20 protein-coding genes are annotated in these 23,426 nt (G+C 69.3%); 5 read left to right on the top strand and 15 right to left on the bottom strand.

Going from position 1 to position 23,426, the window contains the following annotated elements; genetic code table 11:
• Positions 1-3 precede the first annotated feature (3 nt).
• The 8 genes from QUD34_RS05425 to QUD34_RS05390 all read right to left on the bottom strand — a co-directional run bounded on the left by QUD34_RS05425 (position 4) and on the right by QUD34_RS05390 (position 6,105).
• Entirely contained in the window at positions 4-351 is a 348-nt protein-coding gene (locus tag QUD34_RS05425) for a DUF1292 domain-containing protein (protein WP_257308213.1), read from the bottom strand.
• Between the two features lie 87 nt (positions 352-438).
• A complete protein-coding gene (flgA, locus tag QUD34_RS05420; protein WP_286355580.1) occupies positions 439-1,116 on the bottom strand; it encodes a flagellar basal body P-ring formation chaperone FlgA in 678 nt (225 codons plus the stop codon).
• 4 nt (positions 1,117-1,120) lie between these two features.
• Positions 1,121-1,909, bottom strand: coding sequence for a flagellar basal-body rod protein FlgG (gene flgG / locus QUD34_RS05415; protein WP_286355579.1), 789 nt, complete (start codon positions 1,907-1,909; stop codon positions 1,121-1,123).
• Positions 1,910-1,960: 51 nt separating this feature from the next.
• Positions 1,961-2,704: a flagellar hook-basal body protein gene (locus QUD34_RS05410; RefSeq protein ID WP_286355578.1), complete on the bottom strand. Its 744-nt coding sequence runs from the start codon at positions 2,702-2,704 to the stop codon at positions 1,961-1,963.
• A 131-nt stretch (positions 2,705-2,835) separates the two neighbouring features.
• Complete coding sequence (locus QUD34_RS05405; RefSeq protein ID WP_286355577.1) at positions 2,836-3,039, bottom strand: cold-shock protein; 204 nt, start codon at positions 3,037-3,039, stop codon at positions 2,836-2,838.
• A 183-nt stretch (positions 3,040-3,222) separates the two neighbouring features.
• Entirely contained in the window at positions 3,223-4,011 is a 789-nt protein-coding gene (locus tag QUD34_RS05400) for a C40 family peptidase (protein ID WP_286355576.1), read from the bottom strand.
• Positions 4,012-4,037: 26 nt separating this feature from the next.
• Complete coding sequence (locus QUD34_RS05395) at positions 4,038-5,036, bottom strand: alpha/beta fold hydrolase (RefSeq protein WP_286355575.1); 999 nt, start codon at positions 5,034-5,036, stop codon at positions 4,038-4,040.
• Between the two features lie 40 nt (positions 5,037-5,076).
• Positions 5,077-6,105: a DUF2911 domain-containing protein gene (locus tag QUD34_RS05390; RefSeq protein WP_286355574.1), complete on the bottom strand. Its 1,029-nt coding sequence runs from the start codon at positions 6,103-6,105 to the stop codon at positions 5,077-5,079.
• 276 nt (positions 6,106-6,381) lie between these two features.
• On the opposite strand from QUD34_RS05390, the gene QUD34_RS05385 reads away from it, so the two are divergent.
• On the top strand, positions 6,382-8,451 hold the full coding sequence (locus QUD34_RS05385; protein WP_286355573.1) for a fibronectin type III domain-containing protein: 2,070 nt from the start codon (positions 6,382-6,384) through the stop codon (positions 8,449-8,451).
• A 34-nt stretch (positions 8,452-8,485) separates the two neighbouring features.
• On the opposite strand, the gene QUD34_RS05380 is transcribed toward QUD34_RS05385, so the two are convergent.
• Positions 8,486-11,410 (bottom strand): helix-hairpin-helix domain-containing protein, encoded by a 2,925-nt coding sequence (locus tag QUD34_RS05380; RefSeq protein ID WP_286355572.1) that lies wholly within the window; start codon positions 11,408-11,410, stop codon positions 8,486-8,488.
• A gap of 7 nt (positions 11,411-11,417) precedes the next feature.
• Positions 11,418-12,539, bottom strand: a complete 1,122-nt coding sequence (locus QUD34_RS05375; protein ID WP_286355985.1) for a Y-family DNA polymerase — start codon at positions 12,537-12,539, stop codon at positions 11,418-11,420.
• A gap of 284 nt (positions 12,540-12,823) precedes the next feature.
• Here QUD34_RS05375 and QUD34_RS05370 point away from each other — a divergent pair, with 284 nt between their 5' ends.
• On the top strand, positions 12,824-14,158 hold the full coding sequence (locus QUD34_RS05370) for an OmpP1/FadL family transporter (protein ID WP_286355571.1): 1,335 nt from the start codon (positions 12,824-12,826) through the stop codon (positions 14,156-14,158).
• A 7-nt stretch (positions 14,159-14,165) separates the two neighbouring features.
• On the opposite strand, the gene QUD34_RS05365 is transcribed toward QUD34_RS05370, so the two are convergent.
• The gene (locus tag QUD34_RS05365) at positions 14,166-14,606 is read right to left on the bottom strand and encodes a molybdenum cofactor biosynthesis protein MoaE (RefSeq protein ID WP_286355570.1); all 441 of its coding nucleotides are present in this window, start codon (positions 14,604-14,606) and stop codon (positions 14,166-14,168) included.
• Positions 14,607-14,660: 54 nt separating this feature from the next.
• Here QUD34_RS05365 and lat point away from each other — a divergent pair, with 54 nt between their 5' ends.
• Positions 14,661-16,001, top strand: coding sequence for an L-lysine 6-transaminase (gene lat, locus QUD34_RS05360; protein ID WP_286355569.1), 1,341 nt, complete (start codon positions 14,661-14,663; stop codon positions 15,999-16,001).
• On the top strand, positions 15,998-16,441 hold the full coding sequence (gene rnhA / locus QUD34_RS05355) for a ribonuclease HI (RefSeq protein WP_286355568.1): 444 nt from the start codon (positions 15,998-16,000) through the stop codon (positions 16,439-16,441). Before lat ends, rnhA begins: the two co-directional genes overlap by 4 nt.
• A gap of 40 nt (positions 16,442-16,481) precedes the next feature.
• On the opposite strand, the gene QUD34_RS05350 is transcribed toward rnhA, so the two are convergent.
• The 3 genes from QUD34_RS05350 to QUD34_RS05340 form a co-directional block, all read right to left on the bottom strand.
• Entirely contained in the window at positions 16,482-18,302 is a 1,821-nt protein-coding gene (locus QUD34_RS05350; protein WP_286355567.1) for a TonB family protein, read from the bottom strand.
• Between the two features lie 86 nt (positions 18,303-18,388).
• On the bottom strand, positions 18,389-19,060 hold the full coding sequence (locus QUD34_RS05345; RefSeq protein WP_286355566.1) for a hypothetical protein: 672 nt from the start codon (positions 19,058-19,060) through the stop codon (positions 18,389-18,391).
• Positions 19,053-20,471 carry a sigma-54-dependent transcriptional regulator gene (locus QUD34_RS05340; RefSeq protein ID WP_286355565.1) on the bottom strand — a complete coding sequence of 473 codons (1,419 nt, stop codon included), beginning with the start codon at positions 20,469-20,471 and terminating at the stop codon, positions 19,053-19,055. The genes QUD34_RS05345 and QUD34_RS05340 overlap by 8 nt, the downstream gene beginning before the upstream one ends.
• Positions 20,472-20,537: 66 nt before the next feature.
• On the opposite strand from QUD34_RS05340, the gene QUD34_RS05335 reads away from it, so the two are divergent.
• A complete protein-coding gene (locus QUD34_RS05335; protein ID WP_286355564.1) occupies positions 20,538-22,868 on the top strand; it encodes a ComEC/Rec2 family competence protein in 2,331 nt (776 codons plus the stop codon).
• On the opposite strand, the gene QUD34_RS05330 is transcribed toward QUD34_RS05335, so the two are convergent.
• Entirely contained in the window at positions 22,837-23,418 is a 582-nt protein-coding gene (locus QUD34_RS05330; protein WP_286355563.1) for a nucleoside phosphorylase-I family protein, read from the bottom strand. The two genes, QUD34_RS05335 and QUD34_RS05330, sit on opposite strands and share 32 nt — an antisense overlap.
• Between the last annotated feature and the right edge of the window lie 8 nt (positions 23,419-23,426).

Here is a 23,426-nt window from a genome sequence, read left to right as displayed (position 1 = left end):
CGGTCAGTCCTTCTCTTCCTCGGCCTTGAGCTTGGCTTCCTGCTCATCGAGGTGCTTCATGAGGCGCTCGGCCAGCTCTTCGTCCTCGAGGGGCGTGAACATGTCGTCCTTGACCTCGAAGATCTCCAGGCTCAGGCCCTCCTCGGGATCCGCGGTGCCCTCTTCCTGGGCCTGCAGCTCGGCCAGGGGCGCGAGGATGGCGAAGTTCCGGCCCTCGAACTCGAGCTCTTCGAGAATCGCGAACTCTTCCTTCTCGCCATTCTCATCTTCGAGTTCAACGACTTCGATCTCGAAGGAATCATCGTGATCGTGGTTGCAGTCCGGTCCGTGTTCGTGACCCTCGTGAGCCATGGGCTCCTCCTTGCGCAAGGGATCAGAATACGGCCCGGGCCCTTTCCGGCCAAGGGAATAAGTGCGGAACCCCGCCCTGACTGGAGCCTACTGGAGCTTGGCCTCGCCCGGTCCGGTGATGACGGCGGTGACCTGCCGCCGGGCTCCGGGGGCCTCCAGGCGCACCCGGTCCCCCAGGCCGCCCCGGCTGCGGGCGGTGGTGTCCAGGGTGATGCTGAGCGAATCGTGGGTGGCCGTCAGGCGCACCTTGTCGCCGGACTGGACGAGGGGCACGGGCTCCAGGTCGGCCCGGGTGAGGATCTTCCCGGAGATCACCGAGCGCATGAGGCGCTGGCCTTCGGGAATCGCCGTCAGGGCCCCCTCCGGCGGCACGCCCTCGAAGGGGCTGGACTCCACCTGGTCCGCGGAGAGTTCGGTCTTGCGGGCCAGGTCGCCCTTGGCGCGCAGCACCGTGCCCACCCAGCTGCCGTCCAGATCCACCCGGGCCATGCCGACTTTTTCGCCATCCACCTTGAGGGCCACCACCACGAAGAACCGGCCCAGGGGCTCGCGCTTGCTCAGGTGGGAAGGCTCGAAGGTGAGGGCCCCGGCCCGCACCACCGGCACCCGGGGGGGCTGGGCGATCTTGAAGGTATGCGCTCCGCCCAGCTTGGCCGCCTCGGCCTGGGCGAACGCCACGGCCGCATCGGCCAGGTGTTCGGCCGGGGAGACCGGCGCCTGGGCCACCAGGGCCGGCGCGAGGAGGAGCAGGGCCGCGGCGCGCATGGGGCTACCGCTTGAGGTTGTTCAGCAGGCTGAGCATGTCGTCCACGGTGCGGATGGTCTTCGAGTTCGCCTCGTAGGCCCGCTGGCCGATGATCATGTTCACCATCTCCTCGGCCACATCCACATTGGAGACTTCCAGGAAACCCTGGTTGATGGTGCCCAGGCCATCCGAGCCGGGCGTGCCGTCGATGGCCTCGCCGCTGGCCAGGGTGGGCTGCAGCAGGTTCCGGCCCAACTGGTTCAGACCCGTGGGGTTGACGAAATGCGACAGGGTGATCTGGCCCACCTGCTGGGGTTGGGTCTGCCCGGGCTGGGTGACGCTCACGGTGCCGTCCCCGGCGATGGTCACGCTCAGGGCGTCCTGGGGGATGGTGATCTGGGGATCCAGCAGGTAGCCCGCCGAATTCACCAGGGCGCCGTTCTGGTCCGTGGTGAAGCCGCCATCCCGGGTGTAGGCCAGGGTGCCGTCCGGCTGGGTGACCCGGAAGAAGCCGTCGCCCTCGATGGCCATGTCGAAGCGGTTGGCCGTCTGGCGCAGGTTGCCGGTGCTGAACTGCCGCATGAGGCTCTGCAGCTTCGCGCCGTGGCCCAGCTGGATGCCGGCCGGGATCGTGCTGCTGGTGCTGGAGTTCGTGCCCGCCAGGTTCACGGTCTGGTAGAGCAGATCCTGGAACTCGGCCCGGGCCTTCTTGAAGCCCGTGGTGTTCACATTCGCCAGGTTATTGGAGATGGTGTCCATGTTGTACTGCTGGACATTCATGCCCGCCGCCGCCGACCACATCGCACGCATCATGAGAACCTCCCGGTCAATTCACTGAAATCGTTGAAGATTGAAGACTGAGGACTAGCGGGTGATCGCGACATCGTTGATCGAGCGCGAATCGAGATCGTTCGTGAGGGTCGAGGCCACTTTCATGCTCAGCTCGAAGAGCCGGTTCAGGCGGATCATCTCGACCATGGTGGAGGCCGTGTCCACGGCGCTCTGCTCCAGGTGGCCCTGGGTGACCGTGCCCGTCACGGGGGCCTCCGCCGCCCCCGCGGGATCAAAGCGGAGGGCGCCGGTGCGCTTCAGGGCACCGGGCTTCTCATAGGCCTTCACATCCAGCTGGCCCAGCACCTGCTCCTTCTGGGAGACGGTGCCGTCCGCCGTGATGGAGACCGTGCCGTTCTTGGGGTCGACGGTGATGGGTTGGCCGTTTTTGCCCAGTAATGGGCTGCCATCCATGGCCTGGATCTGCCCATCCTGGCCCATCTGGAGGCGGCCATCCCGGGTCGCCCGATCGCCGCCGGGCGTGCGCACCATCAGGAAGCCATTGCCTTCGATGGCCACATCCAGGGAACGGCCGGTGGCCCGGAGGGCACCCTGCGTGGTGACCACGCCAGTCTCTCCGAACACCACCCCATCGTTCACGCTGCCGCTCAGGGGCAGCTTCCGCCCGCTCCCTGCGGCCTTGTTGAAGACGGCGAAGAACGGCTGGTCGGGCTTATAGCCCACCGTCGCGGCGTTCGCCAGGTTGTTCGCCACCACATCCAGCTGGAAGGCCCGGGCCTTCAAGCTGCCGGCGGCGACATAGTATCCCGAGTCCATTAGGCACCTCTCGCCCAGCCAGCGGCCGGGACAGGAGGACTACCGCCAAAGGGATGCCAAAAGGAAAGTCCTGGAGGGCATAAACAAACCGGCCTCCCGAAGGAGGCCGGTCCGATGTTGAACAGTATGAATTACAGCTTGTTGACGTTGGTCGCCTGGGGGCCCTTCTGGCCCTGACCAACCTGGAAGCTGACGCGCTGATTCTCGTCCAGGGTGCGGAAGCCCGTGGTCTCGATCGCGGAGTGATGAACGAACAGATCCGCACCACCGTCATCGGGGGTGATGAATCCGAAACCCTTTTCGGCGTTGAACCACTTAACGGTTCCCTGAGCCATGTTGCCTACCTATGTTCTTTGTCCTGGATGTAGATGCATTGTTCCTTCCAGGCGAGGCTGCAACGCTTGTTCTGCCCGCACGACTGACGGGCAATCCACAGTATAGGCCGGTTCTGCATCCAATTTTCAAAAAATCGACAGCCAGTCGCAATTGATGCTCAAACCCCGGTTCTAGAGCCCGTTCTAGAGGTAGGTCCGGGCCCCCACGAAGGCCTTCTGGTAGTAGCGGTCCGAAAGCTGATCCTGACAGATCCCCCGCCCCGCCGAAGGGGCATGGATGAAAGCCCCCTGCCCCACATACAGCCCCACATGGCTCACCCGCCCGCCCCCTGGGGCGAAGAAGAGGAGGTCCCCCGCCCGGGCCTGCTCCAGATCCACCGGACTGCCCGCCTCGAACTGGGCCTGGGACGAGCGCGGCAGCCGCAGTCCGTTCAGCCGGTAGACCGCCCCCGTGAGGCCCGAGCAGTCGAACCCCCGCTCCGTGGTGCCCCCGAACAGGTAGGGCACGCCCAGGTAGCCCCGGGCGGTCTCCACCAGGCTGGCCCGCAGGCCCCGCTCGTCCGCCGGGTGGATCTGCGGGCGGCCCGAAGCCCCCGGAGCCGAACCGTCCGGCGCCACCACCCAGAAAGCCTCGATCACGCCCGCACGCTTCAGGGCCTCGCCCCTGGCCCGCGCCTTCTCCCGGGTGGCGAAATCGCCGAAGCGCACCCGGTAGAGGCCTTCGCCCGAAGCGTAGTAGGTGGCCTCCAGTCCCTGGGCCTGCAGGGACTCCGCGAAGCGCGCGGCGTTTTCCACCTTGGCGAAGGCCCCCGCCTGCAGCGTGTAGCCCAGGCGCGGGAGGGCCCGGGCGGCCGTGCCCCGGGGCCGCTCCGGTGGGGTCCGCTCCGGCAGGGGGTGTGGCGCGCGGCTGCAGGCCGCCGTCAGCACCAGCAGGGCCATGAGGATCTTCCCGGCTCCCCGCCCCATCTTCATGGTTCCGCCTCCGAGATCCCGCCCGCCTACTTCAGGAACGCCAGTAGCGCCGCGTGGAAGCGCTCCGGCGCCTCCAGATGGGGGATGTGGCCCACGCCCGCGAGCTCCACGAGCTTCGCGCCGGGGATGGCGGCCTGCGCATGGCGCCCCAGCTCGGGATAGCGGCCCAGCGTCGCCAGCACCTCGGGCTTCAGCGCCCCGCGCCCCAGCGTCGTGCGATCCGCCTGCCCGATGACCAGCAGCGTGGGCACGGCCAGGCGCGGCAGGTCCTGCACCACGGGCTGGGTGTAGATCATGTCGTAGGTCAGGGCGGAAGCTTTGGCCGCCCGAGGCCACTCGCCGCTGAGCGTCGCCCGCCAAGCCAGGTCGGCCCAGACCCCGAACTCGGGCCTCCAGGTGGCGAAGTACGAGCGGTAGAAGCGATCCAACCCCTCCCGCGTGGGCGCGAGCATGGATTTGTAGGTGGCATCGACGCTGGTGAAGGGCACCTTCACGCGGTAGTCCTCCAGGCCGATGGGGTTCTCCAGCACCAGCCGCGCCGTGGCCGCCGGATAGAGCAGCGCATAGCGCACCGCCAGCATGCCGCCCATGGAGTGGCCCACCACCACCACCTTCGCCACGCCCAGGCTGTCCAGCAGGGCCTTCGTGGTCTGCGCCAGCAGCTCGAAGCTGTAGTGGAGGTCGGGCTTGGGCGACCGGCCGAAGCCGATCTGATCCGGCACCACCACCCGGTACCCCGCCGCCGACAGGGCCTGGATCGTGCCCTCCCAGTAGGCCCCGAAGAAGTTCTTTCCGTGGAGCAGCAGCACCGCCTGACCGTTGGCGGGGCCAAGCGGTGCCACATCCATGTAGGCCATCCGCAGATCCTGCCCCTCCACCGTCACCGGGAAGAAGCGCACGGGATGGGGATAGGGATGGTTCTCCAGCGCCACGCCCAGGGGTTCCGGAGCCGCGTCCTGGGCGAAGGCCGGGGCGGCGAGCAGCAACAGGAGCACGAGGATGGCGCGGGGCATGGGCGGGAGCATAGCAAACCGGCGTTTCCGATGTGCCACGCCGTCCGCCTGCCTACTTGAGCTTGTCGAGTTCGCCCTGGATGCGAAGGCGCTGGTCCTCCTGCTTCACCTTGTCGAGGGCCCGGCGGTAGTTGGCGATGGCCTGGGCCTTGTCGCCCTTGAGGGCATAGGCCTCGGCCAGGCTGTCGTAGACATTCCAGGAGTCCGGGTGATCCTGGACATTCCGCTGGAAGAGGGCCAGGGCCTCATCCACCTTGTTCTGGCCCAGCAGCGCGTAGCCCAGCTGGTTGACCTCCGGCTCCGTGGCCTTCGCCAGGGCCTTCGCCCGCAGGGCCTCGGCGCCCCGGGCGTCCCCCTTCTTCTCGAGCAGCGCCGCCTTGACGCGCGCCCCCGCAAAGGTCTCCTTCAACGCCAGGGAGCGGTCCGCCCAGGTCATGGCCTCATCCAGGTTCACCTCGATGCGGACGCACCAGCCCGCGGCGGCGCTCCAGCTTTCGGGGAAGAACTGGTGGAGGCCCCGCAACTGGTCCCGCAGGCTCTGGACCACGGCCTGCTTCGTGTCCACCGCCAGCGGGATGGGCACCCGCAGCTTCTCCCAGCGCAGCGACAGGGTGACGCCCGCCTCGGTGGGGTCGTCGAAGGTGAAGGCCAGGCGCTCCATGGGCTCGGCCGCCACGGGGGTCACCGTCATGCGGACCAGGTCCTCCTTGGGGGTGTAGCCGTAGCTGCCCCAGCCGTGGGACTGACTGCTGAAGATCACCGTCCAGGTCGTGGCCGTGGGCACCATGTGGAGACCGTAGCGGCCTGCGGGCAGCACCGTGCCGCCCACCCGGACGGGCGTGGAGAAGGCCACGACCGTGTTCTCGTTGGCCCCGGCCCGCCAGACCTGACCGAAGGGCACCAGCCCGCCCCAGACCTTGCGGCCCGCCACCGCGGGGCGATGGTACGACACCTCGAGTTCCGTCAGCCCGACCGTCTGGCGGACCAGGGCCTGGGGGCTGGCCTGGGGAAGCGTGAGGGGCGGCGCCTGGGCGATGAGCGCGGGTGCGACCCCCAGAAGGGCAAAGGCGATGCGGCGCATGGAACACCTCCGGAGAGCATCCTGCGCCGAAGCCACCCGGATCGGGAAGCGCGCTGGGACGACCCGTGCGATTCCAGGGGCGGGTCCCTGGCTCTGCCGGGCCACTCGTGGGACCCTAAAATCAGATCTTCGCCTCTATGCATGAACCGCGCCCCTGCGCCCTTGGGTTCCCCCAAGCGGAGCGGCTCAGACCGTGGCCTGAACAGGCTGCCTCGTGCCCATCTCATGGCCTGGCAGGTCGCACCCTTGCCACCTTCCTCCTCCCGAGTCTCCACCATGCGTCCCTGCAAGCCTTTGCTCTCGAGTTTCGCGGATTTGAAGGAATGGCTGGTGGCCGTGGGTGCCGTTCTCCTCCTGTTGGCCCTGCCGGGGTGCGGCGGCGGGTCTGGCGGATCCGCCGTCCCCGCCAAGGTGCAGCAGCCCATCACCTTTGCCTCCAGCCTGACCCTCAAGCAAGGCTCGAGTTTCGACATCATCCAGCTGGATTGGGTCAGGCCCATCGCAACCTATGACGGCTTCCTGCTCGAGGCCAGCGTGGCGGGCAGCCCTTTCCAGTCGTTGACGAACGACATCCTCCCCGCGAATTGGGAGAGCATCATCCTGACTTTCGACCCGAGCACCCCCGAGCTGCTGGATCTCCAATTCCGGCTGTGCGCGGTCCGCGGTGGCATCAGGTACGAGTACACCAATGTCGTTCCCTATTTCCGAGGGCTGCGCCCGGCCTCCCAGGTGACGACGACCCTGCTTCGGGGAGGTCTGTTCATCAGTTGGGCGAAGGCCTCCCTGGCAGCAGATGCCGTCCGGGTGGACAAGGCCCTGCTGAACCCCGATGGCAGCTTCAGCGGCTGGCAGCCCCTCGCGCAGCTCGGCGCCGATGCACTCTCCTTCATGGATCAGGATCTCCTGGAAGGCACCACCTGCTCCTACCGGGTCACCTATGCCAAGGGCTCGGTTTCAAGCGCTCCGGCCCTGGCCACCGCACCCCCCATCCCGGTCTCCTCGGTGACCGCCTTTTCCGCCGTCGCCCAGGCGGACGGCATCCATCTCGGGTGGAAGAACCGCAGCAGCCTCGCCACGGAGATCGTGGTGTGGAGGTCCCCCGGGTCGGGGAATGGCTACGCGTCCAGCTTCGTCACGGACATCGCGCACCTGCCGCCAAGCGCCACCACCTTCGTGGATGCCGTAAGCACGCCCGGCACCTACGAGTACTACCTCGAAACGAAGTCCGCCACGGCCTCCATCTGGTCCTTGATCGCCCATGCTCAATACCAGGTCCCCAATGCGCCCGTGGTGTCGACCCAGGTCCTGACGCTTCCGACCGCGACCTGGCTGTTCCGGTCAGGCCATGGAACGACCTGCCTGAGCCTCGACGACAAGGCTTCCCCGGGGGTGCGGATCTTCAACGGGTCCACCTGGGACGCGCACCCAGCCCTGGGGGCCTTGTGGCTCTATCCCTATGTCCGATTCGATGCCTCGGACCACCCGCACTTCGTCTCGCTGAAGCCCGTGGGCGGGGTGTGGGTGGAGTTCGACCTGATCCACGAGTGGCACGACGGAACCCAGTGGCAGTCCGAGCCCATCCTCACCCGAAAGGTGTTCACCGGCTCCGCCTCTGCATCCAGCGGCAACGCCTTCGAGCTGGATTCATCCGGGCAGATCCACCTCCTCCTCGATGAAAGCCAGGATCAGCGACCGTCGACCGCCTCTCTTGTCTACCTTCACAAGGACAGCTCCGGCTGGGTCGAGGAATCCTTGAATGTCCTCCCGGCCCAGTCCTACAACCGCGTGACGCTCGCCGTGGATCCGTCGAATGCCCCTCATGCCGTCGTCTGGGGCTCCGACGGAAATGGCACCGAGCTGTTCCGAACCTCCGGCGGCGCTTGGACCGCCTCCCCCATTCCGACGATCCAACTCAGCAGCGGAGCCTTCAGCAAGCTGGTGTTCCCCGCCCCCGACCGCGCCCTGCTCGTATTCGACCGGATCGCGCCCAGCGGCCCTCCCCTCCCGGATGTGGACCTGATGTGCATCGAAAAGGTCGCCGGCACCTGGCAATCGCCGTATCGGCTGGGGGCCGCTTCCGTCTTCGGCCTCCGCTACGACGGGGACATCGCCCTCTCCGCCGACCGGTCCCGGATCGCCCTGCTCGCAAACGCGTCCACCGACCGCCTTCTCTACCTCTTCTCCAAGGGCACCTGGATGCCCCTCGCCTTGACGCCCCGTTTCATCGGCTACGAGCGGAACCCGGCCCTCGTCTTTGATGACACGGGCCGGGTGACCGTCTTTGGGCGGGACTCGCTGGCGACGGGAGCCACATCGACCTATACGATCCTGAAGGAGACCCCGTAGCGCCTGGGATCACGGGCGCACCACGCTTCTCCGATCACCCCACCTCGAACACCGCCAGCCCATCCTGCAGGGTCGTCTTCCCGCGGACGGACACGACCTCCCCCACCCGGAAGGGCCGCTGGCGGCGCCTGAGGACATCGGGGAAGGCCACGGCTTCGCAGAGGCCGGTGTCGTCCTCGAAGGTGACGAACTGCATGCGGTCGCCCCGCTCCGTGCCCACCTCCTTGTCCGCCACCACCAGGGCCCAAAAGCGCAGGCAGCGGCCGGGCTTGCCCTGGCTGGCATCCGCCACGCGGTCGGGCCCGCCGCCCTTGCGCACCCGGGAGAGGGCGGCGGGGTGGACCTCCAGCGAGAGGCCCATGGTCTGAAGCTCCAGGTCGGCGCGATCGAAGGGATCCGTGGGGCAGGGACGCACGCCGGGAGGCACGCCGCCGAGTCGCGCCCACATGAGGCGCGTGCGGTCACCATCCGGCGCCCAGCGGTCGAAGGCCCCGGCGGCACAGAGGGCCTCGGCGGTGGTGACGGAGAGCTTCACGCGGGCCAGCAGGTCATCCAGGGTCTCGAAGGGGCCGTGCCGTCCGCGCTCCTCCAGCAGCTCCAGCACTTCGGGCTTCAGGGCACCGTGCACCTGCATGAGCCCCACGCGCAGGGCCTGCTCGCCCTCGGCGGTGAAGGGCCAGGCCGACAGGTTCGCATCGGGCCCCCGCACCACCAGCCGGTGGCGCCGGGCATCGCCCAGGTAGGCGATGGCCGGGTAGTAGCCGCCCTGGTTGGTGACGACGGAGGCGAAGAACGCGGCCGGATGGTGGGCCTTGATCCAGGCGCTCTCGAAGCTCACCTGGGCGTAGCTGGCGGAGTGGGGCTTGCAGAAGGAGTAGCCCTGGAAGGTGCGGATCATGTCCCAGGCCTCGTCCGCCGTTGAAGGCCGCACGCCGCGCGCGGCACAGCCGCCGCGGAACCGGGCCTCGTAGTAGGGCAGCTTCTCCTCGCAGTCGGGCCTGCCCAGGAGCTTGCGGAGCTGGTCGGCCTCATGGTGGCTCCAGCCCGCCAGCGCCACGCAGACCTTGATGACATCCTCCTGATAGACCAGCACGCCGAAGCTCTCGGACAGCAGCTCGTTGAACACGGGATCACTGGGCTCCCACACTTCCTCTTTGCGGCTGCGCTTCACATAGCGGTCCACCCAGCGGTAGGCGGCGGGACGGATGAGGCTGCTGTGGATCACCAGCGTCTCGAAGTCTCCCTTACGCACCCGCTGCTGGAGCTGGCGCGTGGCGGGGCTTTCGACATAGAACACGCCGATGCTGTCGCCCCGGGCCAGCAGGGCCTGGGTGGCGGGATCCTCGCGGGAATGGGTGCCGGGATCGGCGGGTACGCGGTCGCCCAGCACCTCGTAGGCATCGCGGATGACGGCGAGGCTGCGGTTGCCCAGGAGGTCGATCTTCACCAGGCCGTAGTTCTCCACGCCATCCTTGTCCCAGGTGGTGGTGGACACCTTGTCCTTGGCCGGCGCGGGCTGGAAAGCGGCGTGCTCCCAGAAGGGACCGGGCGTGACGACGGTGCCGCCGGGATGCACGGAGAACTGGTGGAAGTGGCCCTGCAGTGCCGCGGCCTGCCGGAGAATCGCGTCCCAGGCGGGGTTCTCCGAGGCGCGGACCAGGCCCCCTTCCCAGCCGCGGACATAGCGGGCCAGCTGCTTCAGCTCGCTGTCGGGCCGCCCATGGGCCTGGGCCACGGCCCGCAGGGCGCCCTTGGCCTTGAAGAACGCGTGGTTGGCCACCATGGCCACGCGGTGGCGGCCATAGCGCTCGAACACGGCCTGGATGACCTCCTCCCGCTCGTCCCAGGCGAAGTCGATGTCCATGTCCGGCGGATCCTTGCGCTCCCTGGTCAGGAAGCGCTCGAACATCAGGTTCGTGGCCACGGGATCCACATTGCTGAGGCCCAGGGCGTAGCTCACCAGGGAGGCGGCGCCGCTGCCCCGGCCGCAGATGCGGGGCGTCGCGCCCTGGGCGGCCCGCACGATGTCCTCCACCAGCAGGAAGTAGCGGGCGAACTTCAGCTCGGAGACGAGGTCCAGCTCCCGTTCCATGCGGGCCAGCACCTCGCCGCCTGGGTTCTTGAACCGCGCCGCCACGCCCGCCCGCACCTTCTCGCGCAGGAGGGCATCCAGGTCCGCGCCGGCGCGACCCAGAGGATCGGCCAGCACCCACTTCCCCCAGTGGATGTTCCAGCCGGAGATGCGCTCCAGGACGGCCGCGGTGGCCCGTTCCACGGCGGGCTCACCGAAGGGGAAGCGGGCCTCCCAGTCGGCCCGGGGCACGGCCGCCTCGGCGGGATCCCACAGGGCCTCCGTGCGGATGAGCGTCGCCTGCAGGTCGATGGCCCGCTTCAGCCGGTGCATCTCCAGCCCCTCTTCCGTGCGGAAGCGCAGCACCTGAGGCGCCACCACCTCCAGGCCCGCGGCCAGGGCCTTCCGTGCCTCCTGCGCCCGGCGGGGGTGGGCCAGCAGGGCCCCGGTGAACCCCTCGCGCAGGAGCGCGTCCAGGCCCGCGAGGTCGTCGGCCAGCAGTACGCAGCCCTGCGGTGGTTCAGGGGTGCCCAGTCCCGGAATCTCCGCGACGGGCGCCGCGTCGTGGGCCTGGGCCGAGAGCAGGCGGTTCAGGGCGGCGTAACCCGCATCACGGAAGGGGAGCGCGCCGTAGCTGTGGCCCCGCCAGGTGAAGCGGCTGCCCAGGTGGATGCGGAAGTCCGTCCACCGGGGATCCGGGGGCAGGCCCTCCAGCTTCCGGGCCTCGTGGATCCACGCCAGTTCCGCCCGCAGCTTCGGATAGCCCGCCACACCCTGGTCCCAGCAGACCAGGTCGCGGTAGCCCAGCCGGCGCGCCAGCGACAGCAGCTGCTTCGCGGGGTAGACGCCTTCACCCACAGAGAAATCGGAAATGCCGAGGGCGAACATGGGGGCCTCAGGCGCCCTGTCCCATCCACCCCGGCAGGATGGCGCGGCCAGGGAAGCGGCGGCGGAGGCGGGCCAAGACGGGCTCAAGGCGCTCGAGCTTCTCGTTCCGGGAATCCTCGAAGAGGGCCCGTTCACGGCCCAGGCCCCAGGCCAGGCGCAGCTCCACCTCGCGCACGAGGAGGCGGCGGGTGGCCAGGGCCAGGAAGGCCTGCTGGAGGCGGCGGGCCAGCACCAGGGGCGGTGTCGTCAGGTCCTCGGGGGCGGCATGCCAGGCGTGGGGCTCGCCATCCACATCCCACCAGCGCAGGGTCAGGCGGCGCGGGTGGCGGGCATCGGACCAGAGCCAGTCCAGGCAGCGGGCGGCCAGGGCCACCTCCTCGGGCAGGCGGGGGGGCTGGAGGCGCCAGCCGTGGCGGGCGTGGCCGGGGCGCTCCGTGAGCAGGGGCAGCCGGGGCCGGTCCTCGCCGCGGACGCGGGCCTGCAGGTCTGGCGCCACCGTGGCGTTCGTCAGCTCTGCCAGCACCGCCAGGGGCACGGGCTGGAGGTCGGCGAACTGGCGCAGGCCCAGGCGGTGGAAGCGGTCCCGGATGCGGGGCGCCAGGTCCGGCAGGCGGCGGAGGGGCTGGGGCGCCAGGAAGGAGGCCTCGGCCCCCTCCACCACCCGCTCCAGGTGGTGCTCGGCATGGGCGGCGATCTGGGCGGCGGTGGCGCTGAGGGAGAGCCCTCCGTGGCTGGCCCAGCCGTGCCGGTCGGTCAGTTCGCGGCACATGCGCGCGGCGGTATCCGCCAGGGGGCCGAAGATCCGCTGGGTGCCCTGGAGTTCCACCAGGGCTTCGCCCAGGCGACCCATCTGGCCCTGGGGCGTCCAGTGCTGCAGGAAGTCGCTGAGGCTGCCCTGGGCCTCCCACCACACCTGAGGGGCCGGATCCAGCACCCGCAGGCCGCTGGCGGCCCGCAGGGCCTGGTCCATGGGCATGCCCGGGGCCAGCCCCTCCGCCCGGCCCCGGCGGTTCACGAACCAGAGGGTGGGCGAACGGGGGCTTTCGGGATTCAGGAAGGCCAGGGGCCGGTCCCGCAGGCTCCCATCCCGCCCGCAGGCCAGCTGGAACGGCAGTTCGGGAACCCACATCGCCAGCACCGGGACCTCCAAGGGGGATCCAAGTATGGCGAAAATTTAGCGAATTGCAATTCGAGATCGATCCTCCTGCTCCCGGGATGGGGTCGGTTCCCCCAAGGCGGCGCCGACCTTTGTCGTATGCAGCCTAATCCATCAAAATCCGCACTTATGTACCTGCTGGAATTCCGGGATACTGGCCCTTCGCGAGCCCGGAAGGCCTCGCATGAAGGGGCATCGTACCCCCTCCATCCGCCGGCAACGGCCCGCCGTTCCCCTGTCCCGCCCCCGGAGTTCCCATGGTTTGCCCCCTTCGCCCTTCCCGCACCCTGCTCGCTTTCCTGATCACCGGCTCCACGGCCGGAACGCTTCTGGGGTCGGGCTTCCAGCTGCGGGAGCAGAGCCCCAGCGCCCAGGGCAACGCCTACGCCGGCATCAGCGCCGGGGGTACCGACATCGGCAGCATGTTCTTCAATGTGGCCACCCTCACGCGCTTCGAGGGGAACCAGGCCGTGCTGGGCTTCAGCAGCATCGCCCCGTCGGCCCGCCTGGAAGGCGGTTCCGCCTCCCGGGCCACGCTTCTGGGCGGCAGCCCGGTCAGCGGCACCGCGGGTGGCGATGCGGGCCGCCAGGCGGTCCTCCCCGTGGCCTACGCCCTCTGGAGCGCGAGCCCGGACCTGAAGCTGGGCCTTTCCCTGAACAGCCCCTTCGGTCTCGGCAGCGAGTACGAGGCCAACTGGATCGGCCGGTACCACGCGATCAAATCCCAGATCACAGTGGTGGAGGTTGCCCCCAGCCTGGCCTGGCGCGTGGATTCCCGCTGGTCCCTGGGCGCCGCCGTGGTGGCCCGGTATGTGGACGCCGAACTGACCAACGCCGTGGACTTCGGCGCGGTGGGCGCGGCCCTTCGCATTCCCGGCTTCATTCCGGGAACCCAGGACGGCACCGTGAAGGTGACGGGGAAACAGTGGAAATACGGCTACAAGCTGGGGGTCCTCTTTGAACCCACCCGGAACCTGCGCCTCGGCGCCGCCTACCACTCCCGCATCGACTTCGCCCTGAAAGGGGATGTGCACTACGAGGGGGTGCCCGCAGCGTTGAAGGCGGCCTTCCAGGACGGAGGAGCCACCCCCCGGGCCAACCAGCCGGCCACCGCCTCCCTGGGCGCGGCCTGGGAGGTCGCCCCGGGCCTGAGCCTCCAGGCGGAGGCTGCCCGGACCTTCTGGAGCTGCTTCCAGGACATCCGCATCGGGTTCGCCTCGGGCCAGAGTACCTCCGTCACCGAGGAGCAGTGGAAGGACACCTGGTTCACCTCGCTGGGCACCACCTGGAAGCCGAACGAGACCTGGACCTTCCGGGCCGGCGTGGCCAAGGACCAGGCGGCGACCTCGGACGCCTACCGCACCCCCCGCATTCCCGACGCGGACCGCACCTGGCTCAGTGCCGGCGCCGGCTACGCCTTCAGCAGGGCCTTCGCCCTGGACCTGGGCTACAGCTACATCTTCGTGAAGGATTCCACCCTGAACCTCAAGGCCGGCAGCCCCGGCAACCCGGACTTCTTCCGCGGCAACCTCTCCGGCACCTACCGCAATCACATCCAGGTCCTGGCCCTGCAGGCCCGCTACAGCTTCTGAATCGGGCTCAAGGCTCCATCTGGAACCGGTGCGTGCACTCCACCCAGCTCTCGGAGCCGTCCTTGTAGCGTTCCCGCTTCCAGATGGGCACGCGCTGCTTGATCTCGTCCATGATCCAGGCGGCGGCCTGGAAGCTCTCGGCGCGGTGGGCGCTGCTGGTGACGACGAGGACGGCGGCCTCGGTGAGGGGCACCACGCCGATGCGGTGGTGGATGGCGCAGCGGGTGAGCCCGTAACGCTCGATGGCCTTTTCGCGCAGGAGGCCCAGTTCCTTCTCCGCCATGGGCACATAGGCCTCGTAGGCCAGCTCCAGCACGGGGCGGCCCTCGTGGTGGTCTCGGGCCCGCCCTTCGAAGAGCACGAGGGCGCCGGCATGGGGGTCTTCCATGACACTTCGTAAAGCCATCGCGTCCAGAGGCGCTTCCTGAACCGCTATCCAGGGAATCATGCGTGTCTCCGCTTCAGGCCCAAACATACACTGAACTGTTTCCCGAGGTCCGCCATGTCCATGCCCCACCTTGATCCGAATGCTGTCTTCGACACCCTGGGCCGCCACATGCTGGTGGACGGGTTCCACCTGGTGATGGACCTGGAGAAGTCCCATGGTTCCTGGATCGTGGACGCTCGGGACGGCCGGAAGTACCTGGATTTCTACACCTTCTTCGCCACCACCCCCCTGGGCCACAACCACCCCCGCCTGCGGGAGGCGGCCTTCGTCCAGCGTCTGGGCGAAATCGCCGTCAACAAGCCCGCCAACTCGGACATCTACACCACGGCCTTCGCGGAGTGGGTGGAGGCCTTCGGCACCCACGCGGCGCCGGACTACCTGCCCCACCTGTTCTGGATCGACGGCGGCTCCCTGGCGGTGGAGAACGCCCTGAAGGCGGCCTTCGACTGGAAGGTGCGCAAGAACCTGGCGGCGGGCAAGGGCGAGAAGGGCTCGCAGGTCATCCATTTCCGTGAGGCCTTCCACGGCCGCAGCGGCTACACCCTCAGCCTCACGAACACCGCCGATCCCCGCAAATACCAGTACTTCCCCAAGTTCCCCTGGCCCCGCGTGCCGAACCCCAAGCTGACCTTCCCCATGGACCTCGCCAAGATCGAGGCTGCGGAAGCCGAAGCCGTGGCTGCCATCGAAGCGGCCGTGGCCCAGAACCCCGACGACATCGCCTGCCTGATCATCGAGCCCATCCAGGGCGAGGGCGGCGACAACCACTTCCGGGGTGAATTCCTGGCGAAGCTGAGGGTCCTGGCGGACCGTCATGAATTCCTGCTTATCTTCGACGAAGTGCAAACGGGCTTCGGCGCCACGGGCCAGTGGTGGGCCCACCAGTGGTTCGGCGTGCAGCCCGACATCATCGCCTTCGGCAAGAAGGCCCAGACCTGCGGCATCGCCGCCGGCCGGCGCTTGGACGAAGTGGACAGCGTGTTCAAGGTGCCCAGCCGCATCAACAGCACCTGGGGTGGCAACCTGGTGGACATGGTGCGCGGCACGCGCATCATCGAGGTCATCCGCGAGGAGAACCTCCTTGAGCACGGCGTGAAGCAGGGCGAGCGCCTGCTCAAGGGCCTGCAGGAGATCCACCGCGACTTCCCCGAGTTCACCGCGAACCCCCGCGGCCGCGGCCTCTTCTGCGCCATGGACATCGCCAGCCCCGAGCTGCGCAATGCCGTGGTGGCCAAGGGCCACGAGCTGGGCATGATGATCCTCTCCACCGGCGTGAAGGGCCTGCGCTTCCGCCCCGCCATGAACCTCACGACCCCGGATCTGGATCTGGGCGTGGAGCTGCTCCGCAAGGCCGTGGCACAAGTGGCGGCCGCTTCCCCTACTCTGGTGGGATGAAGATCGAGCTCTACTGCGATGGCGCGTGTCTTGGGAACCCCGGTCCGGGTGGCTGGGGGTACCTGCTGAGGGTCCACCTCGCCACGGGCATCCAGGAGAAGGAAGGGTCCGGCCCCGAGGCCGACACCACCAACAACCGCATGGAGCTGATGGCCGCCATCCGCGGCCTGGAAGCCCTCACCAAGCCCTGCCAGGTGCTGCTCCAGAGCGACAGCCAGTATGTGGTGAAGGGCATCACCTCGTGGCTGAAGGACTGGAAACGGCGCGGCTGGAAGAAGGCCGACGGCAAGCCGGTCCTGAACGCGGACCTCTGGCAGGCGCTGGACGCCCAGCTGGCCCGGCACCATGTGGAGGCCCGCTGGGTGAAGGGCCACGCGGGCCACGCAGAGAACGAGCGGGTGGACCGCCTGGCCAACGAGGCGGCGCAGTCCCTGACATGAAACGAGCCCCGAAGGGCCCGTTTCATGGATGTCCGAGCCGCTACCTCCGCTTGGGGAACTTGTAGACGATCTCGGGCGTCCAGCCTCGGACGGGCTTGCCGTCGCGGACGGCGGGGCTGAACGAGGATTTGTTGGCTGCCTCGATGGCCGCCTCGTCGAACCCGTAGGAACCGGACACGCCCTCGATCACGGATACCTTCAGGGGATGGCCCTGTTCGCTCACGAACACCTTCAGCCGCACGAAGTGGTCGAGGTTGGTCTCCCAGCGCATCTGAACGGCCCGGAGGGGGAAGGCCGGCGCGATCTGGCTGGTCACGCGGGCTGGCTGGTCGTTGTTGACGGCCGGGGCCATGGTCTGGGGCGCGGCGGTCTGGGGCGTGGGGACCTGGGTGGGCACGGCGGCGGGCCGCTGGGCCTCCTGCATGGGCTGGGGCTTGGGCGGCTCCGGCGCGGGCGGGGCGGCGGCCACCTTGGTCTCGGCGGCCTTCTTCTGCTCGGCCAGCTTCTGCTCGGCCGCCTTCTGCTCGGCCAGCTTCTGCTCGGCCAGCCTCTGCTGCCGCTCCACTTCGAGCTTGCGGGCCTGGGCCTCGTCCAGCTGCTTTTGGATCCGGGCCTTCTCTTCCACGGACTTGGTCTCGCTCAGCTGCTTCTGGAGCTGGGCGGTCTTCTCGGTCTCGGCCTTGGCCTTGGCATCGAGGTCGGATTTCTGCTGTTCGATCTGCACCTTCAGGAGCTGGAGCTCCGCCAGCTGCTTCTGCATGGCCGGATCGACCTTGGGGCGGCCGAAGAGGATGTAGCCCAGGCCCAGGATCACCACCGCGGCCAGGCCGCCGCCGATGAGGAGCGTCTTGTTCTTCTGGTTGGCTTCCTCCGCCGCGTGGCCGTCGATGTGCTCCACGCGGGTGGCGCCGCTGCGCAGGGTTTCGCCGGCGGCGGTGTAGGCCAGGTAGTTGTCCCCCTGTTCCGCCTTCATGGCCAGCGCGTCCCGGTCGTTCTCCTCCCGGAACAGCGTGTGCATGAAGAAAGCCATGTTGAAGGTGGTGGGGCTGTACTCGCCGTCGTAGAGCACCCGCTCCAGCTCGGCGTTGAAGGCCTCCACCGTGGCGAAGGGCTGGCGGCCCAGCAGCAGGCGGCCGAGGAAGGCGCGGATCTCCGCGGGCAGGGGGGCCTCCTCCTGCGCGGCCTTGAGCGTGGCCTTGTCCAGGAGGGTCTGGAAGTCGCCGCCGAGGGGCAGCTGCTCGAAGGTGAGCAGCTCGTAGAGCACGGCACCCAGCGCGAACAGATCCTGCTGGAGGGCGTCGTTCTCGGGGCCCTGGAGGTAGGGCGCGAGCTTGCGCTTCGCCGTGGGGGCCTTGGCCAGCATGCTCTTGGCCAGAGCGGCATAGGGGGCATCCACGATCTGGGTGGCGCCTTCGAAGCTCACCCACACGCTGTGCGGGCTCAGCACGCCGTGGCTGGCGCCCTTGGCCTGCATCTGCACGATGCCCTGGGCCACGCCCTGGATCACCGTGAGGGCGTGATCGACGCCGAAGGGGATCTGCTCCTGCCGGGCCTTCTCGATGAGCTGCGCGAGGCTTCGGCCGGGCACATAGTCCCAAGCCACATGCGGCGCCTTGCCGCTCTCCACCCGGTAGCCTAACCCGTAGATGCGCGCGCCGCCCAGCAGGGGCACCACGCGACCAGCTTCGGACAGGCGGGTGTTCATGCCCGCCTGGAACATCTCCTCCGAAAAGGTCCGCACCAGGGCGTGGCGGTCGAAGTTGCTGCCGGTGATGACGACGGCCCGATGGATCGCGCCGAAAGGATCGCTAGCCAGGTCTGAGGCCAGCAGATAGGACCCGAGGCGCGTATAGGTGCCCATGACTTTCTCCAGAGGGAATGCTTGGAAAGATAGCTTGAAAGTCGTGATTCGCCTAGCGAATCGAGGGTTCTTTCAGGCTCGCGGGATCAGGGCGCGGGCGGAATCTCCCACTGGTCCCCGGCTGCCCGCCAGGCCAGGATCCAAAGGTTGGCCGTGGCGTGGACGCCATTGGAAAAAGCCAGCTGCATCTGGGCGAAGGGGAGGGACAGGTCGTCCCAGGGGCCGATGCGGCGACCGGCATTTTCGTCGAAATGCTCCCGGAGGCGCCGATTCCGCTCCTGCTTGGTGGCCAGAAAGCGCCGGAGGGCGGGGACGGGATCCAGGCCGCCGGCCACCGCCCAGTAGGGCTCCTGGGTCACCAGCAGGTGCGCCATGTGTTCGTCGGCGTACGCTTCGAAGCTCTCCCGCAGGGGGCTCATGCCCTCGCTGGCCGAAGGATCCGTCAGCAGCTGGACCAGGTGGGCCAGGACGCCCAGGTCGCGGACGATGTCCTCGGGGCGGCGGCGCTCCTCGCTGAGACGGAGGATCGTGCGGAACTGGGCCTCCACCTCTTCCACCGTGGGCGGCTGGTCGTTGGCGACCCCCCGCGCCCCCTCCAGCAGGGCCTGCGGGTGGGCCCGCAGCAGCGTGGCCATGCGTTTGGGCAGCAGCCGGATCGCCTTGGCCGTCTGGGCCTCGTGGACCCTCGGGGACCAGGCCCTCAGCGGCCCGCAGGCCAACAGCAGCAGCAACAGTGCCGCGCCTCTCGGATCACGCATCGTGGGACTCCTGGGCCAGGGCCGATTCCGCTTCATCCATGGGGTTCAACGGAATGCCCAGGGCCTTCAGGCGGTGCAGCAGGGTGGTGCGGCGCATGCCGAGCCGGCGGGCGGATTCGCTCTTGTTCCAGCCGGTGGCCTGGAGGGCCTCGAGGATCAAGTGGCGCTCCAGATCCTCCAGGAACCGGCCGAGCCCCTGGTGCTGCGGCAGGCGCGGGTAGGCCGCCGTCGGCAGGATGCCGGCGATGGCCGCGGGAAGATCCTGGAGCAGCATCCGCTCGGGATCGGAGCCCAGCGCCATGGCCCGCTCCACGGCATTCTCCAGCTCGCGCACATTGCCCGGCCAGCCGTAGGCTTCCAGGGCCTGCAGGGCAGCGGGCTCGACCTGCTTCAGCGGCAGACCCAGCTCACGGGCGAACTTGCGGATGAAGTGGGCCACGAGCACCGGAATGTCGTCCCGGTGCTCCCGCAGCGGCCGCAGCTGCACGGGGATCACATTCAGACGGTAGAAGAGGTCCTCGCGGAACCGCTTCTCCACCACCAGGGCGCTCAGGTCCTCGTTGGTGGCCGCCAGCAGGCGGAAGTCCGCCTTCACGGTGCGCGCCGAGCCCAGCGGCGTGAACTCCCGCTCCTGGATCACCCGCAGCAGTTTCACCTGCAGGCTGAGGGGCATGGTGCCGATCTCGTCCAGAAAGAGGGTGCCGCCCTCCGCCTGCTGGAAACGCCCCGGGCGGTCGGTGCGCGCGTCCGTGTAGGCCCCGCGCACATGGCCGAAGAGTTCGTCCTCCAGCAGCGTCTCCGGAATGGCCCCGCAGTGGATGGCCACGAAGGGGCCCTGGGCCCGGGGGCTCCACTGGTGGATGGCGCGGGCCGCCAGTTCCTTGCCCGTCCCCGAAGGCCCGGTGATGAGCACCGTGGAGGGTGACGGCGCCAGCCGGCGGAGCAGGGTCTGGAGGTGCTGCCACGCCTCGGACCGACCCACCATCTGGGGGCCGGGCTCCTTGTGCTGGATCTGCTCGCGGAGCCGCTTGTTCTCCTGGTTCAGCTGCGACTTCTCGATGGCCCGCAGGAGCGTGTGCTCCAGTTCCTCAGCCCGGAAGGGCTTGGGCACATAGTCGTAGATGCCCATCCGCATGGCCTGGAGGGCCGTCTCGACGGAAGTCGAACCGGACAGCACCACCACCACCGTGTCGGGGTTGGCCACGGCCTGACGGGCCAGTTCCAGGCCGTTCAGATCCGGCAGCATGAGGTCCACCACGGCCAGGTCGAAGTGCTCGCGCCGCAGGCACTGGGCGCCCCGCAGCCCCGAGCCGGTACCCACCACCTCGTGCCCATGGCGGGATAACAGGGTGCCCACCACCTCGAGGATGGTGGGATCGTCGTCCACCAGCAGAGCCCGGGCTGGATTCATACCTGCATGGTTCCCCATGCCGGAACCCCCTGTCAAGGTTTGGACAGTCTGGATAGACTTCACCCCATGCTTTCCAGATCCAGCCTGTGGCAGCGCCTGTCCGGGGCTTCGCTCTGGCCCCTGGCCTGGGCCCTGGCGGCCGCCTGCACCGTGCCGTGGCTGGCACCCGAGCGCTGGAACGGTCAGCTCGCCGGCCGCTGGGTCGTCCTCGGCGCCCTGGCCTGGAGCCTCACACTGCCCCTGCTCCGGGGGCGCCGCTGGATCGTGGTGCCCCTCGCCCTCGGCCTGGCGGGATTCACCTTCCTGGGGCTGGCCCGCAAGGCCCGTTGGGAGGCGGCCCTGCCCTCGGGTTTCCTGGCCGTGGAAGGCCGCATCGCGGCTCCCTGGACCCTGCAGGGCGAACGGCTGCGCACCCAGCTCGAGCTGTCCGCGCCGGAAGTCCTTCGCGGCCTCGCCCTGCCCCTCACGGTGCCCGCCGAGGGTGAGCTCCCTCCGCCCGCTCCCGGCACGCCGGTGCGCCTGCGCGCCGAGCTTCGCCCTGTCCAGCCCGCGCCGGTCTTCCTGGCAGAACGCCCCCTCTGGCGGGCCCGCAGTGACGAAGCGCCCCGGCGCATCCACCTGACTTCGGCCCAATTGATGGAGGCGACGGGTCCACCCGCGCCCTCCCTTCTGCTGCGCCTTCAGACCCTGGCCCGGCGGCGCTTCGAGGCCCTGCCCCTGGGGCCCACCGCCAGGGACCTCTGGGGCGCGCTCGCCCTGGGCATCCCCCCGGTGGACGAGGCCCACTTCAGCGTGTTCGCCGAGAGCGGCACCCTCCACATCCTGGTGGTGTCGGGCCTCCAGGTGACCCTGGTGATGGCGGTCCTGGAGGCTCTGTGGCGGCGACTGCGCCTGCGCGGCGCGGCCACCGGCTCCATCGCGGCCGGGCTGCTGTACTCGGCCCTGGTGGGCTTTTCCGCGCCGGTGTGGCGCGGCCTCTTCATGGGCATCGCCTGGGCCCTCGGGCGCAGCAGCGGCTGGAAGCTGCCGCCGGCGGCCGGGCTGCACCTGGCCCTGGGACTCTGGCTGCTGGGGCATCCCGCGGCCGGCGCAGAACCGGGCTTCCTGCTGGCCTGGTGGGCCCTGCTGGGCCTGCTCTGGGGGGCCGAGCCCCTGGCGGGCCTGGTCTCGCCGTTGCTGGGCCGCCTCGCCCTGCCCTTCGGACGGCTGGCCGCGCCCTGGCTCTCCACCCTGCCCCTGCTGGCGCTGCTCCATGGGGGCGCGCCCTGGTGGGGCATCCTCGCCAACCTGCTGGTGCTGCCCCTGGTGGCCTTCCTGACGCCCGTCTGTCTGGCCCTGATCCTGGTGCCCATCCCGGGGGTCACCCAGGGCGCCGCCACCCTGCTGACCTGGATGGGCGATCGGCTGGTGCCGGCCCTCACGGGCATCGCGCCGCTGGCCACGGGGATCCTCTGGCCCTGGCTCCTGCTCACGCTGGGCTGGCTCATCCTCGCCCACCGGCAGGGAACCCTGAGGCACACCCGGGCCCTGACCGTGGGGCTCGTGGTCCTGTCGCTGGGCCTGCTCGGCTTCCACGGCACGGGCCGGGCGCCGGCCACCCTGTCCCTGGAATCCGTGGACATCGGCCAGGGGGATGCCCTGCTGTTGCGGGTGCCCGGAGGAGGGGCCACGCTGATCGACACGGGCCCGGGTCCCTGGAGCGGCCGCCGTCTCGCCCGCGTCCTGAGCCGGCGCGGCGTGCGCGAACCCGTCCACCTGGTGCTCACCCACGCCCACGGGGATCACGCCGGCGGCTGGGCCACCCTGTCCCGGCTCTGGCCCCTGGCCGCTACTTCAGTACCGGTCACGGCGGAGGAGGAGGATCCCTGGCTCCCCTTCCGCCCGCCCGCGGGCGCCGACCCCGGGGGTCTCCTCCGGGGTGATGCGTGGACCCGAGGTGAAGCGGCCTTCAGCGTCCGCTGGCCTTCCTCGGCCTTCGCCCTGCCGGACGCCAACATGGAGTCGGTGGTGTTGCGGGTCACCTGGCGGGACCGGGAACTCTGGCTCATGGGCGATGCCCTGGCCATCCAGGAGCGGGACCTCCTGGATCTGGGCGATCCCGGCCCCTCCCCCCATCGCCTGTTGAAGGCCGGACACCACGGCAGCCGCAACGCCTCCGATCCCGCCTGGGTCGCGGCCCTGAAGCCCGAGGTGGCCCTCATCCCCGCCGGCTTCCACAACCGCTTCGAACATCCGCATCCGGAGACGCTGGCCACCTTCCGCCGCGAGGGGCTGATCCCCTGGATCACGGGCTCCTCCCAGGGCGTCCGCATCTCCGCCCAGGACGGAGGTTGGCGCATCGATACCGGTGAAGGCGCGACGGCCTTCACGCCCCTGCGAAAAAGCCCGACGCCCTGAGGCGGTCCACCAGCCGCCGGCTGCCCTCGGCGTGGTTGGCCGTCCACTGGGCCTGCGCCTCCGGCCCCACATCGTTCACCACCACCAGCGCCCCGGCGCAGGGCACGCCCGCCGCATGGCAGGCCGCGAAGACGCCGGTGAGTTCCAGATGCTCCACCGGGGCCACGGAAGCGAGCAGGGCCGCGCCTTCCAAGGTCCTGGTGATGGCGGGTGGCACGGCCACCCCATAGGGTGGCAGCGGCCCCTTCAGGGTGGCATCCCAGCGGACCCGCTCGATCCCGGGACGGTAGGCCCCCCCGCGCAGTTCCTCCACCGAGGTTGCGATGGCCTGGGAGGCCCACAGCCCCTCAAACAGGCCCAGGCGGCCATCGTAGCGCCCACAGGTGCCCAGGAAGAGCACGGCCTCGGGGTTTCGCTCCGCCAGCAGCCGGGCCGTGGCGGCCGCCGCGGTCACGGCGCCCACGCCCACGGTGGCCGTTTCCCAGCCCGCGGGCGGATCCCCGGCGAGGGAGCCCAGTTCGGGGGCGAAGGCGGACAGCAGGAGTCTCATGGCGTGAT

It is taken from the genome of Geothrix oryzae (assembly GCF_030295385.1).
Lineage (GTDB): Bacteria > Acidobacteriota > Holophagae > Holophagales > Holophagaceae > Geothrix > Geothrix oryzae.
This window is presented reverse-complemented; position numbering and strand designations above follow the sequence as displayed.